12 protein-coding genes are annotated in these 13,490 nt (G+C 71.4%); 1 reads left to right on the plus strand and 11 read right to left on the minus strand.

The features are described from left to right. Positions 1 to 9 precede the first annotated feature (9 nt). From IT072_RS17705 to IT072_RS17725, 5 genes are all read right to left on the minus strand, one after another. Positions 10 to 660, minus strand: a complete 651-nt coding sequence (locus IT072_RS17705) for an HAD family hydrolase (protein WP_223358150.1) — start codon at positions 658 to 660, stop codon at positions 10 to 12. A gap of 146 nt (positions 661 to 806) precedes the next feature. Continuing rightward, entirely contained in the window at positions 807 to 1,268 is a 462-nt protein-coding gene (locus IT072_RS17710; RefSeq protein WP_223358151.1) for a hypothetical protein, read from the minus strand. Between the two features lie 82 nt (positions 1,269 to 1,350). Continuing rightward, the gene (locus tag IT072_RS17715) at positions 1,351 to 1,824 is read right to left on the minus strand and encodes a MarR family winged helix-turn-helix transcriptional regulator (RefSeq protein WP_223358152.1); all 474 of its coding nucleotides are present in this window, start codon (positions 1,822 to 1,824) and stop codon (positions 1,351 to 1,353) included. Beyond that, the gene (locus IT072_RS17720) at positions 1,808 to 3,550 is read right to left on the minus strand and encodes an MFS transporter (RefSeq protein WP_223358153.1); all 1,743 of its coding nucleotides are present in this window, start codon (positions 3,548 to 3,550) and stop codon (positions 1,808 to 1,810) included. The genes IT072_RS17715 and IT072_RS17720 overlap by 17 nt, the downstream gene beginning before the upstream one ends. A gap of 163 nt (positions 3,551 to 3,713) precedes the next feature. Beyond that, a complete protein-coding gene (locus IT072_RS17725) occupies positions 3,714 to 4,205 on the minus strand; it encodes a hypothetical protein (RefSeq protein WP_223358154.1) in 492 nt (163 codons plus the stop codon). A gap of 121 nt (positions 4,206 to 4,326) precedes the next feature. Here IT072_RS17725 and IT072_RS17730 point away from each other — a divergent pair, with 121 nt between their 5' ends. Continuing rightward, positions 4,327 to 5,412, plus strand: a complete 1,086-nt coding sequence (locus IT072_RS17730) for an alkene reductase (protein ID WP_223358155.1) — start codon at positions 4,327 to 4,329, stop codon at positions 5,410 to 5,412. A 73-nt stretch (positions 5,413 to 5,485) separates the two neighbouring features. On the opposite strand, the gene IT072_RS17735 is transcribed toward IT072_RS17730, so the two are convergent. From IT072_RS17735 to IT072_RS17760, 6 genes are all read right to left on the minus strand, one after another. Continuing rightward, a complete protein-coding gene (locus IT072_RS17735) occupies positions 5,486 to 7,609 on the minus strand; it encodes a PTS fructose transporter subunit IIABC (protein ID WP_223358156.1) in 2,124 nt (707 codons plus the stop codon). 32 nt (positions 7,610 to 7,641) lie between these two features. Next, positions 7,642 to 8,589 carry a 1-phosphofructokinase gene (gene pfkB, locus IT072_RS17740; RefSeq protein WP_223358157.1) on the minus strand — a complete coding sequence of 316 codons (948 nt, stop codon included), beginning with the start codon at positions 8,587 to 8,589 and terminating at the stop codon, positions 7,642 to 7,644. Continuing rightward, positions 8,586 to 9,371 carry a DeoR/GlpR family DNA-binding transcription regulator gene (locus IT072_RS17745; protein WP_223358158.1) on the minus strand — a complete coding sequence of 262 codons (786 nt, stop codon included), beginning with the start codon at positions 9,369 to 9,371 and terminating at the stop codon, positions 8,586 to 8,588. Before IT072_RS17745 ends, pfkB begins: the two co-directional genes overlap by 4 nt. A gap of 151 nt (positions 9,372 to 9,522) precedes the next feature. Next, on the minus strand, positions 9,523 to 11,625 hold the full coding sequence (locus tag IT072_RS17750; protein ID WP_223358159.1) for a glycoside hydrolase family 2 protein: 2,103 nt from the start codon (positions 11,623 to 11,625) through the stop codon (positions 9,523 to 9,525). Between the two features lie 2 nt (positions 11,626 to 11,627). After that, positions 11,628 to 12,563 carry a carbohydrate ABC transporter permease gene (locus IT072_RS17755; protein ID WP_223358160.1) on the minus strand — a complete coding sequence of 312 codons (936 nt, stop codon included), beginning with the start codon at positions 12,561 to 12,563 and terminating at the stop codon, positions 11,628 to 11,630. Positions 12,564 to 12,565: 2 nt separating this feature from the next. Continuing rightward, the gene (locus tag IT072_RS17760) at positions 12,566 to 13,480 is read right to left on the minus strand and encodes a carbohydrate ABC transporter permease (RefSeq protein ID WP_223358161.1); all 915 of its coding nucleotides are present in this window, start codon (positions 13,478 to 13,480) and stop codon (positions 12,566 to 12,568) included. Between the last annotated feature and the right edge of the window lie 10 nt (positions 13,481 to 13,490).

Below are 13,490 nucleotides of genomic sequence, written 5' to 3' on the forward strand. Positions count from 1 at the left end.
GGCACACGCTCAGACCCACTCGCCCACCCGACGCAGCAGCTCCGCGGGATGGTCGTACACGCGCGATGCCCCGGCCTCCCGGAGCTCCTCGGCTCCGCTGCCGCCGCACCGCAGCCCGATGGCGCGGATGCCGGCCCGGCCGGCCGCGCGCATGTCCCACACCGAGTCGCCGACCATGACGGCGTCCTCGGGGGAGGCTCCGACGCGGTCGAGCGCGACGTTCAGGATGCCCGGGTCGGGCTTGGCCTCGTCGACGTCGTCGGCGGACGTCGTGGCGGTGACGGCGTCATCGGCGGCGAGGGTGTCTCGGAGGAGCTGGAGCTCGTCGTCCGGGGCGGACGTCGCGAGCACCGTCGCGAGGCCGCGCTCGCGCAGGGCACGGAGGAGGGCCCCGGCGGCCTCGAAGGCCCGTAGCCGATCGGCCTGCTCTCGGTAGAAGCGGGAGTGCAGCTCGCTGGCGCGCTCGACCCAGTCGTCGTCGCGCTCGCCGACCAGGCTGTTCAGGAGTCGTTCCGAGTCCTGGCCGATCGCCCGGTGGATGCGCCACGCGTCGACCTGGACCCCCGACGCGTCGAAGGCGCGTTGCCAGGCGTCGACGTGCAGGTAGTTGGAGTCGACGAGGGTGCCGTCGACGTCGAACAGGATGGTGGAGGTCGTCATCCCTCCTGCCTACTCCCGGTTCGGGGCGATGCCAATCCTTCCCGTCCGACCCCCTTGACAGACCGGTCCACTCCCGTACGTTGGTGAGTGCACTAATCGGATGGCAGGCCGGACCGGATGGCCGGGCGGCAGTACTGCGTTCCCGATTAGGGCGGCGGCCCGGGGACGGGGGTCTGACCGGGTCGCCGCCCCGCATCCTCGCCGGGAGCGACCGGGGGACGAACGAGACCATGCTGATCGCGCAGCAGCAGGTGCACAGCCGTGCAGGACTCGGATGGGACGCGACGGGCGTGCTCGGCACCGCCGCCGAGCACGGTCAGCATCGTCCGACACACTTCGTCGGTCGGCGCGACGAAACGCATCCGTTCGGTGTCCAGGCCGGTGACCGCGATCGTGGAGAGGCGCCACTCGCCGCCCTCGGGATGCCTGAGGGCGGCGTCGACCACACGGAGAGCGACGAACCCGACCGGACCCGGCGCGTCGAGGAGGAGGAGTTCCGTCGCCGAGCGCGACGGGTCGACGGCGGAGAGGACGGCCCGCAGCCGGGCGAGCTGCGCCGACGACCGCGGGTCGCCGCCGAGCGGGTCGTCGATACGAGGGATGCCCATGCAGGAGAGACGGTGAATCCGCCGCCCGGTGACGCGATCGGGTCAGAACCGCGCGATCGGCTCAGAACCGCGCGGGACGGAGTCAGCGAGCCGAGGGCGTTCCGCCGTGGTGGACGACGGCTGCGGCCTCCTCCAGTGCCGGGAGGGCCGCTCGGAGGGCCTCCACCTGGCTCGGGTCGAGGCCTTCCAGGATGCGGGACACGGCGCGCGCCCGGTCGGAGCGCGCCTCCAGCAGCAGTTCGATGCCGGCGTCGGTGCCCGAGACGAAGAAGGAGCGGCCGTCATCGGGGTCCGGCGTGCGCTCGACCAGGCCGCGCGCCTCCAGCTCGGACACCAGTCGGGTGACCGTGGGCGCGGCGACGTGCTCGATGCCGGCGACCTCGCTCGGTCGCAGCGGACCCTTCCGCACGATCGTCGAAAGTGCGGAGAGCTGACCGTGGCTGAGCCCGCCGGTCGCGGACCGGATCCTCCGGTTCAGCCGGCCCACGGCGAGCGCGAGCCTCCCGGCCACATCGCCGCCGTCGGGCTGGGGCGTCGCGTCACGCTCGGGCTGCACCTACGTCCTCGCCTTCGTCGCTGGTGGACCGCTCGGCCGCGGCCCCCTCCCCATGAACATACTTGGCGCCGCCCGCGAACGAGGCGATTGCGCCGATGATGCTCATGATGGCCGCGGCGAGGAACACGATGACGAGGCCGTCGTGGAACGGGCCGGAGATCAGCTGGGGGAAGAATTCCTTGCCCGTCAGGGTCGCCGCATCGACGTGCGGGCTGGTCAGCAGACCCGTCGGCTCCAGGAGGCTCTGGATGGGGTTGTAGCCGAGGAAGGCGGCGAACAGGCTGCCGACCGGCGGGGTGTTGCCGATCTGGGCGGCGACGGTCTGCGGAACCCCGTGGGTGGTGAGCCCCTGGGTGAGCGCGGTCGGGAGCGCGACCGAGAGGCCTGCGATCATCAGCGAGAAGAAGATGCCGATGGAGAGCGAGCTGCCCGCGTTGAGGGCGACGCCGGCCATGCCCGAGGCGGCCCCGCGTTCGTTCGGCGGCACGCTGTTCATGATCGCGGTGCGGTTGGGCGACGAGAAGAGGCCGGAGCCGATGCCGTTGAGACCGGTCAGGAGCGCGAACTGCCAGTAGTCGAAGTTCACCGGGATGAGCAGGAGGCCGATGAACGTGGCCGCGACCAGCACGAGGCCGACGGTGGCGAAGGCACGGGACCCGAACCGGTCGGAGAGAGCCCCGGAGATCGGTCCGGCGATGAGGAAGCCGATCGTGATCGGCAGCATGTAGATGCCGGCCCAGAGCGGCGTCGACTCGTAGCTGTAGCCGTGCAGCGGAAGCCAGATGCCCTGCAGCCAGATGATCAGCATGAACTGGAGGCCGCCCCTCCCGATCGCCGCCAGGAACCCGGCGAAGATGCCCGCGGAGAACGGTCTGATCCGGAACAGCCGCATGTCGAACATCGGCGCCGGCACCTTCAGCTCGACGAAGACGAACGCGACGAGCAGCAGGATGCCGCCGACGATCGAGCCGAGCACCCACGGGTTGCCCCAGCCCTGGCTGCTGTCACCGTAGGGCTGGATGCCGTAGGTGATGCCGGTGAGGAGTGCGATCAGGCCGATGCCGAACGTGGCGTTGCCGAGCCAGTCGATGCGTCCCGGGTTCTTCTGCCCCACCTCGTGGAGCGACTTGATGGACCAGATCGTGCCGATCACGCCGAACGGCACCGACACGAAGAACACCATCCTCCAGTCGATCTCGGCGAGCACGCCGCCCAGGATGAGGCCGATGAACGATCCGGCGATCGCCGCGACCTGGTTGAGTCCGAGCGCGAATCCGCGCTTGTTCGCCGGGAACGCATCCGTCAGGATCGCCGTCGAGTTGGCGAACAGCATCGCGCCGCCGACGCCCTGCACGAACCGCCACCCGATCAGCCACATCGCGGCCGGCCCGCCGGTGAACGGGTCGAGGCACAGCGCGATGGCCGCGATCGTGAAGATCACGAAGCCCAGGTTGTAGATGCGCACCCGACCGTACTGGTCACCCATCCGGCCGAACATCACCACGAGTACCGCGGTGACGAGCATGTAGCCCATCAGCATCCAGAGCAGGTACGAGACGTTGCCCGGCTCGAGCGGGTTCAGCTTGATGCCGGTGAAGATGGCGGGCAGGGAGATGATGACGATCGACGAGTTGATCGTCGCCATGAGCATGCCGAGCGTGGTGTTCGAGAGCGCCACCCAGCGGTAGTGCGGGTGGTCTTTGGTGAAGATGCCGGTGCGGGCCACGGGAGTTTCCTGACGAGACGATAGTTGATTTATATGCATTAACTATATAACCGCACACACCCGCCCGCCGCCGCCCCCGCTGCCCCCGCTGCCCCCGCCGCCGAAGTTCACGAAGTGGTCACCATTCCGCCCGAATGAGCGCAACGACGTGAACCTCGGCGCCTCAGGGCGTGGGCGGGGCTTCGGGTTGGGGACTGCCGACCACGGCGCCGATGGTCCACGACCGATGGCGCTGGTCCCAGTACATCCACCAGCTGCACGAGTCCGGGCGGGGCACGGTGTAGGCGGGCTGGCCGTCGGCGACGACGAGGACCGCCTGCGGTCCGTCGCCCTCACTCAGGTGCGCGGAACGGTCTGCGCGCTGCTGGCCGAGGCACTCGCCCATGATCTCGTCGACGTCCACCATCGGCGACCCCGGCACCAGGCGGTCGACGGCCTGCCGGTCACCGGCCTCGAGAGCGCGCAGCAGCGCGGGGACGGCCCGGGCCGCGCTCCCCGACGGCGGCGCACCCCCGCTCGCGACCACACCGTCGTCGCCCGCGCTGAAGCCGAGGTGGATGATGTAGCCGGCGCCGGCCAGCGCGACCGCGGTGAGTGCGATCGAGGCGGCGACCGCACGACGGCGCAGGCCGTCCGACCGTGGCGGCCGGCTCATCGACGCATCCCCCTGTCGCGCATACCTGCACCCTAAGCACAGAGGGTGAAAGCCGGATCATGGTTTCCTGAGACGCGGACACTCGGGAAATACACCCTGCGTCGGTCCGGTTGGTCTCGAGGTGAATATCTTCAGCCCCTCCGCCTTCGGCTCGCTCACCCTCCGCAACCGCCTGGTCATGGCGCCTCTCACGCGCATCCGGGCGGGAGAGGACGGAACGCCGGGCGACCTGCTGGTCACCTACTACGCGCAGCGGGCCTCCTTCGGCATGATCGTCACCGAGGGGACGTGGCCAGTGCGGGAGGGACGCACCTGGATCGGGCAACCCGGCCTGGAGACCGAGGAGCACGTCGCAGGCTGGCGCCGGGTGACGGACGCGGTGCACGCGGCGGGCGGCACGATCGTGACCCAGCTCATGCACGGAGGCCGCGTCTCGCACCCCTCCATCACCGGGACCGGGCGGGTGGTCTCGGCCAGCGCCCTTGCCGCGCCGGGGACCATCCGCACGCCGGAGGGCAAGTCCGACCTCCCCGTCGCGCACGCGCTCAGCGCCGACGAGGTGCGGGACGCCGTCGCCGGGTACGCTACGGCGGCTCGGAACGCCATCCGCGCCGGCTTCGACGGTGTGGAGGTGCACGGGGCCAACGGGTACCTCGTCCACCAGTTCCTGTCGCCGGCGAGCAACGAGCGCACGGACGACTACGGCAGCAGCCCCGAGAACCGCGCCCGCTTCGCGATCGAGGTCGTGGCGGCGGTCGCCGACGCCGTCGGGGCCGACCGCGTCGGCATCCGCCTCTCCCCCGAGCACAACATCCAGGGCGCCCTCGAGAGCGACGCCGCGGAGACCGCTGCCACCTACGCGGCCGTCGCCCGCGGTCTCGCACCGCTCGGCATCGCGTTCGTCGACATCCTGCACGCGGATCCGGCCGGCGAGCTCGTGCAGGGCATCCGCCGCGAGCTCGGTGCGCCGCTGATCGCGAACACCGGCTTCGGCACGGTGACGAGCCGCGAGGAGGCCGTGCATCTGGTGGAGGCCGGCATCGCGGACGCGGTGGCGGTCGGCCGGGCGGCCATCGCCAACCCCGACCTCGCCGAGCGGTGGGCCGGGCGCCACGACCTCAACGACCACGACGCCTCGACCTTCTACGTCGGCGGGGCACGCGGCTACATCGACTACCCGACGCTCGCGGAGTCGGCCACAGCATAGCCACGGCCGCCGAGGTTCACGTCGTCGTCGTCATTCCGCCGGAATGGGCGCAACGACGTGAACCTCGGTGGAGTCAGACGAGCGCGGGCTCGGCCGACGTGTCGGCGGCGTCCTCGGCGGCGAGCGTCGCGGCGCGTCGCGGGGCCGCGAAGCGCTTGAGGGCGACGACCACGAGAGCGGTGACGACGGTGCCCGCGGCGAGGGCCAGGAGGAACCCCCAGATCGGGTCGATGGCGAAGAAGACGAACACGCCGCCGTGCGGGGCGCGGGACTCGACGCCGAAGGCCATCGCCAGGCCGCCGGCGACCGCGCCGCCGACCAGGTTGGCCGGGATCACGCGCAGCGGGTCGGCGGCTGCGAAGGGGATGGCTCCCTCCGAGATGAAGGAGGCCCCGAGCAGCCATGCCGCCGCACCGTTCTCCCGCTCCACCTGGGTGAAACCGCGGCGGTAGAGCACGGTGGAGGCGAGCGCCATGCCGAGCGGCGGGACCATGCCCGCGATCATGACGGCCGCCATGATCTGGAAGCTGGCGTCGGTCTGCTGCGCCAGTCCCGCGACGGCGAAGGCGTACGCGACCTTATTGATCGGACCGCCGAGGTCGAAGCACATCATCAGGCCGAGGATCACGCCGAGGGCGATCGCGCCCGCGCCCGTCAGGCTGTTGAGGAAGCCGGTCAGCTGAGTCATGAGCCACGCGATCGGCGCGCCGAGGATCAGGAGCATCAACCCGGAGGCGATGATCGAGGCGCCGAGCGGGATGATGACGACCGGCATGAGGCCGCGCAGCCAGCGCGGCACCGCGGGCCGGCCGATGAGCCAAGCGGCGAAGCCGGCGAGGAGGCCGCCGATCAGGCCGCCGAGGAAGCCCGCGTTCATGAAGACGGCGATCGCGCCCGCGACGAATCCGGGGGCGATGCCGGGGCGGTCGGCGATGGCGAAGGCGATGTAGCCGGCGAGGGCGGGCACCAGGAAGCCGAGGCTCACGCTGCCGATCTCGAACGCGATGGCGCCCAGGTAGTAGCCGAGGCCCTCGGGCGGCAGATTCCAGATGGCGTAGTGCTGCAGCGTGTACACGGCGTTATTCACGCCGTCGGTGCCGTGCGCGAGCGCGATGCCGTAGCCGCCCAGGAAGGGCAGGAAGCTGATGGCGATGAGGAGGCCACCGCCGGCGACGAACGGGATCATGTAGCTGACGCCGGTGAGCAGGATGCGCTGGATCTTGCGCCCCCACGACGCGTCCTGCGGCGCCGCGGACGGCGTGGATCCGGAACTCGCCTGGACGCGCGCACCGTTCGGGTCCGCCGCGACCGCGACCGCCTCCGCGATCAGCTCGCGCGGCTTCTCGATGCCGCTCTTCACGCCGGTGCGCACGACGGGCTTGCCGGCGAACCGGGCCTCCTCGCGCACGTCGACGTCGTTGGCGAAGATCACGGCGTCGGCCGCGTCGATGACGCTCTGCGGGAGGGCCTGGTAGCCGCTCGAGCCCTGCGGCTCCACGACGAGGTCGATTCCGGCGCTCTTCCCGGCCGCGGTCAGGGCGTCGGCGGCCATGAAGGTGTGGGCGATGCCGGTGGCGCAGGAGGTGACGGCGACGATGCGCGCGGGGCGGCCGTCGATGAGGAGGCCCGTGGGGGTGGCGGTGCCGGAGGCCGGGTCCCCGGAGGCTTCCGGGGAGTCGTCGGCGACGTCGGCGACGTCGGCCGCCCGTGCGGGCTCGGCTGCGGACTCGGCGCCGGCCTCGGATTCACCGATCGCCTCGTCGACGAGGGCGACGACCTCCTCCGCCGACGTCGCCGCGCGCAATCCCGCGGTGAACTCGTCGAGCATGAGGCTCCTGGCGAGCTTCGAGAGTACGGCGAGGTGGGCTTCCGCCGCATCGGCGGGGGCCGCGATGAGGAAGACGAGGTCGGCCGGTCCGTCGCTCGCCCCGAAGTCGACGCCCGGCTTCAGCCGCGCGAACGCCAGGGACGGCACGGTCACGGCGACGCTCTTGGCGTGCGGGATGGCGATGCCGCCGGGCAGGCCGGTCTCGTCCTTCTGCTCGCGCGCCCAGGCGTCCTCGAACAGGGCGTCGGCGTCGGTCGCCCGGCCCTCCGCGACGACGCGGCCGGCGAGCTCGCGGATGACGGCGCTCTTGTCGGAGCCGACCGCGAGGTCGAGCCCGACGAGCCGGGGAGTGATGGTCTTCGATGACACGGGTTCCTCCAGGATGGTTCGGATGTCGTGGTTCAGAGGTGGAGCGCGGCGACGCGGATGTCGTCGCCGGGAAGATCGGCGGGGCGGGGCGGCTGGGTGCCGGGCAGGGTCGCGGCCGCGGAGCCGTATCGGATGGCGTTGACGAGACGGTCGACCGGGGCCGCGCCCGCGACGTCGGCGAGCAGGTAGCCCGCCAGGGCGCTGTCGCCCGCCCCGACCGTGCTCCGCACGTGGACGCGGGGCGCCTCCGCCGCATACGCGACGTCGGGGGTGACGAGCACCGAGCCGCGCGCGCCGAGCGTGACGAGCGCCGCGCCGACGCGGTCCGGCACGAGAGTCCGCGCGACCTCCGACACCGCGTGCGGCAGGTCTTCGTCGTCGAAGGCGACGCCCGCCAGGTCGGCGAGCTCGTCCTCGTTGGGCTTGATGAGGTCGGGATGCGCGTGCAGGGCTGCGGCCCGCAGCGCCTCCCCCGAGCTGTCGACCGCGACCTGCGGCGCCGCATCCCGCCAGCGCTCGCGCACCGCATGGATCACGGTGACGTAGAAGTCGTCGGGAACTCCGGGCGGCAGCGATCCGGCGAGGACCAGCCAGCGCGCGCCGGCGCAGGCCTCGACCACCGCTGCGACCAGCGCGGCGGCGTCCGCTGGCTCGAGTGCGGCTCCGGGCAGGTTCAGCTTGGTGGTGACCCCCGACGGGTCGGTGATGGTGAGGTTCGCGCGGGCGTGGCCGCGGATCGGGACGCGTCGGGTCGGAACCCCGGTGGCCTGCAGAGCAGCCTCGAAGGGGTCGTCGGCCGCGAGAGGGAGCACCGCGAGCGCCGCGATGCCCGCCGTCGCCACGACGCGGGCCACGTTGATGCCCTTCCCGCCCGCGTCTTCGCGCGCGGCGACCGCCGCCTGCACCTCGCCGGGCTGGAGCGGCGCACCGAGGGTGACCGCCCGGTCCAGCGACGGGTTGGCCGTGAGCGTGACGATCATGCCGCCCACACCTCGACGTCGGCGTCGGCGAGCGCGTCGGCGAGCGCGCCCTCGGGGGCCCGGTCGGTGACCAGCAGATCGACCGCGGCCAGGCCGGCGAACGAGACGAGGGACTCCTGGTCGAACTTGCTCGAGTCGGCCACGACGACCACGCGTCGGGCCGCCCGCACGATGGCCTCCTTGACCGCGGCCTCCTCCGGGTCGGGCGTGCTCAGGCCGAACCCGGCCGAGACACCGTTGGTCCCGACGAAGACGATGTCCGGACGGAGGGACTGGATCGAGCGCACCGTGGCGGCGCCCACCGCCGCTGCGGTGACCCCGCGGATGCGGCCTCCGACGACGGTGAGCGCCACCCCGTCCGCTCCGGCGAGCGCCGGGGCGAGGGTGAGGGAGTGGGTCACCACCTCGGTCTCGCCGCGGGTCTCGGACAGCCGCCCGGGGAGGAGGCCCGCGACGGCGGCCGTCGTGGTGCCGGCGTCGAAGTACAGGGATCCGCGGAACTTCTCCCCCAGCACGTCGAGCGCGCGTGCGGCGATCCGCTGCTTGGTGTCGGCGTGGAGCGTCGTGCGCTCGCCCACGCTCGCCTCCGCAGTGCTCCCGCGGCCGATCGCGACGGCGCCGCCGTGCACCCGCCGCAGCGCGCCGGCCAGCTCCAGGGCGTCCAGGTCGCGGCGCACTGTCTCGGTGGTGACGCCGAAGCGGGCCGAGAGCTCGACGACCGCGACGCGACCCTCATCGAGCAGCTGACGCTCGATCAGTCCCTGACGCTCCGTTGCATACACGTGGTGGCCCCTCCATTGGTTTCCCACAAGCTACAACAGAAACCAACAGAGAGCAACATGGATTTGTGTTGCTTTCTCGCGGTGGGCCGCCGAGGTTCACGTCGTGGCGCTCATTCCGGCGGAATGGGCGCCACGACGTGAACTTCGCGCGTCAGGCCTGGCGCGCGCCGCGACGGTTGGGCGCCTCCACTTCGGCCGCATCGAGAAACGCCCGCGCGACGACGGCACCGGAGGCGTCGGTCGCCCACACCAGCAGCCGTGCCGCGACCGGCGACGCGCTGACCGTGAGCTCCACTCCGTCCGACACGACGAACGGCTCGACACGCAGCTCGGCGCCCACGGCATCCGGACGACCGCGCGCGGCCCGTGCCGATGCACCGTCGACCGGGGCGCCCGCCGACAACCAGGCGGCTTGGACGCGCACGTCGACCGGCAGGGGGCCGTGGTGCGAGACGTGCACCGTGAGCGCGAACGGCTCGCGCGGCGGCTCGATGTCTGCTCCAGCACGCAGCGGCACGAGGTCGAGGATGAGGACCGTCTCCGCGTTGACGTCCGCGGGCACGCAGCCTCCCCAGTCCTTCGCACGCCGATCAGTGGTCAGCAGGCCGGCGGCCTCGTGCTCCACGTCAGCGAACTCGGTGTAGACGTAGCCGGCGAAACGGTCGTGCCGGCGCAGCTCCTGGGTCTCCCAGCGCAGGTGCCAGGCGCGCTCGAGACTCGTGAAGCCTTCGCCGTACTCGCTGTTGACGATCGGCACCCCGGTGCGCGGCACCGCGTCGGAGGCGTAGAAGGACTTGTCCACGATGAAGTCCGGACCGAGACGGACGGAGAAGCCGTCCTGCGACCCGTCGGCCATCGCCGCGACCGCGCGCTTCCACTCGGCGAGGTCCGGCTCGTAGTAGTGCCAGTCGACGAGGTCGGTGCGCACGTGCGACCAGCCCGAGTTCTCGACGATAGGACGGGTGGCGTCCAGCGCCCGCAGCGTCTCGTAGGCGTGCTCGGCGGCGGCGGCCCGCTCCGGGCTGCCCGGGATGTCCCAGTCCAGCCCCCACTCCTCGTTGTACAGGCCCCAGATCACGATCGAGGGATGGTTGCCGTCGCGCTCCACCATGGCCGGCAGCTGCGCCTCGAACGCCTCCGCCGCCTCGGCCGAGAACCGGCTCGGGCACGGCGGCTCCGCCCAGACGAGCATCCCGGCAACATCGGCCTCGTGGAGCCACAGCGGCTCCTCGAACTTGAGGTGCTTGCGCACGAGGTTGTAGCCCAGCCCGCGGGCGAGGGCGATCTCGCCGCGGAGCGCCGCCTCATCGGGCGCGGTCAGGCCCGTCTCCGGCCAGTAGCCCTGGTCGAGCACACCGCGGATGGAGAAGCGTTCGCCGTTCAGCACGAGCTGCTCGCCGCGGGTCTCGATGCGGCGAAGGCCCGCCGTCGCGATGAGCGTGTCCGCGTGCTCCCCGTCGCCGACCGCGACCTCCACCCGGTAGAGGTGCGGGGCCGCCGGCGACCAGAGGCGCGGCGCGGCGACCTCGAGCCGCCCGACGGCACGGCCCTCGCTGTCCGCGCGCAAGTCGACCGACTCCCCCGTCTCGCGGATGCGAGCGCGCACGACGGCTCCTGCGGGGGCCTCGCCCGTCGTGTCCACGACGAGGTCGAAGCCGGTGAGGCTGTCGCCGCGCAGAGAGACGGTCCGGGCGTAGGTACGCCCGCGCGCCTCCAGCCAGACGGTCTGCCAGATGCCGGAGGTCGGCGTGAACGAGACGCCGTCGTAGTCGTCGCGGGGGATCGAGCGCTGCTTGCCGTGCGGGACGGCCCGCTTGTCCGCCGGGGCGTGCACCTCGACGCTCAGTTCGGACGCGATGCCGGGCACGAGATGGGCGGTGACATCGAACTCGAACGACTCGTAGCCGCCGGTGTGCTCGCCGACCGGGCTGCCGTCGATCCGCACGACCGCATGGTGGTGCACGGCCCCGAAGGTCAGGACGACGCGCGCGCCCGCCCAGTCCTCCGGGACCGTTACCGACCGGCGGTAGACGGCGTGCTCGAGCCAGGTGCGGTTCACGCCCGACGCGGTGGTCTCCCACGCGAACGGCACCGTGATGGACGGAGCCGCGTCCGCAGCATCGAAGTCCCACACCCCGTTGAGGTTGAGCCAGCGGGACGAGCGGTCGAGGTCGGGCCTCGGATACTCCGGTCGCGGCTGATCCGGGGTCGCCCGCGGGGCGGTGACGACGGAGTCGGTCGGGGAGAGTGTCATGTTCAGCCTTTCACGCTGCCGGCGAGGATGCCGTTGATGAAGTGACGCTGGAGCACGATGAAGAGCACCAGCAGGGGGACCAGGGCGATCGAGCTCGCCGCGAGCAGCTCACCGGTGACCGTGGCGTAGTCGGCGCCGATCCGATTGCCCGTGATGTTCTGCGCCAGCGTGGAGAGCACGACCTGGAGGGTGGCCATCCGGTCGGAGCTCGCCACCACGACGGGCCAGACGAAGTCGTTGTAGATGTTCATGATCGTGAGCACCGCGAGCCCGGCCAGACCCGGACGGATCACGGGCACCACCACCCGCCAGAAGATGCCGAACTCGCCGCACCCGTCGACGCGTGCGGCGTCGAGGAGTTCGTCGGGCACGGCGCTGATGACCTGCCGCATCCAGAAGATCGCGAAGGCGTCGACCGAGCCGGGGAGGATGAGGGCCTGGTAGGTGTTGACCCAGCCGAACGTCTTCATCTCCAGCAGCAGCGGGATGATGAGCACGATCGTCGGGAGCATGAGCGTGACGAGGACCGTGCCGAAGATCAGGTTCTTGCCCACGAACCGGTACTTCGCGAACGCGTAGGCGGCGAGCGGAGCGAAGAACAGCGTGATCGCGCCCTTCGCCACGAGCACGACCGCGGTGTTGAGGAATCCCTGGCCGATGGGCACGTCGTGGAACATCGCCGCGAAGTTGTCGAGGGTGAACGCCGACGGGTCGAAACCCAGCGGGTCGCGGATGATCTCGTTCGCCGGCTTGAACGCCGAGACGATCGCCCAGGCGACCGGGGCGAGGAAGGCGACCAGCAGCAGGAGGAGGAACGCCTGCGTCCCGATCCGCGGCCGCGTTCGCCGTGGCCGACGGAGCGGGGAGGCGGGGGATGCCGGGGCCGGGTGCGCGGCCGCCGTGCCGGCCGGCCCGTCGAGGAGCGTGGGGGTGGCCATGGTCAGTCCTTCGCTCGGAGGAGGCGGACGAAGAACAACGACAGGATCATCACGATGATGACGAGCAGGAACGAGTTCGCCGCTCCTGTGCCGAGGTCTCCCCGGGTGATGTGGTTGTAGAGGTAGTAGCCGGCCGTCGTCGTCGAGTTGTACGGGCCGCCCTGCGTCACGACGAACGGCTCGGCGAACATCTGGAACACCGCGAGCGTCTGCAGCACCACGGCGAACATGATCGTGCGGCGCAGCAGCGGGACGGTGATGCTCCAGAGCTGGCGGATCGGCGAGGCGCCGTCGAGGTCGGCCGCCTCGTACATCGAGCGGTCGATCGATTGCAGCCCCGAGAGCAGGATGATCACGATGAAGCCGGTCGTCTTCCAGAGGAAGAGGAGCGCGAGGGTGGGCTTCGCCCAGGCGCTCGTCGTCAGCCAGCCGACGTCGGGGAGGCCGACCAGCCCGAGCAGCGCGTTGACCGCGCCGTGGTCCTGGTCGAACAAGACGACCCAGATCTGCGCGACCGCCACCAGGGGGGTGACGAACGGGACGATGAAGGCGACCCGGTACATCCCGCGCAGCCGCAGCTTGGCCGAGTCGAGCAGCACCGCGACGATCACCGCGAGCACCATCTGCACCGGCACGATCAGGAGCCAGAGCACGGCCGAGTTGCCGAGCGAACTCCAGAAGGCGGGGCTGCCCAGCAGGTAGGCGTAGTTGCCCCAGCCCACCCACTCCGCGGCACCGGTCCCGTGCCAGTTCGTGAAGCTCAGCCGGGCGGTGAAGATCAGCGGGTACACGCTGAACGCCAGGAAGATCACCACGAACGGCAGCACGAAGAGGTACGGGGCGAGACGGCGCCGCAGTCGCGGGCTGCCGAAGCGGCCGCGCGTCCGGGCCGCGGAGGGGAGGGTCGTGGTCGTCATCGTTCTCCGG

Source organism: Leifsonia sp. ZF2019, from assembly GCF_019924635.1.
Classification (GTDB): Bacteria; Actinomycetota; Actinomycetes; order Actinomycetales; family Microbacteriaceae; genus Leifsonia.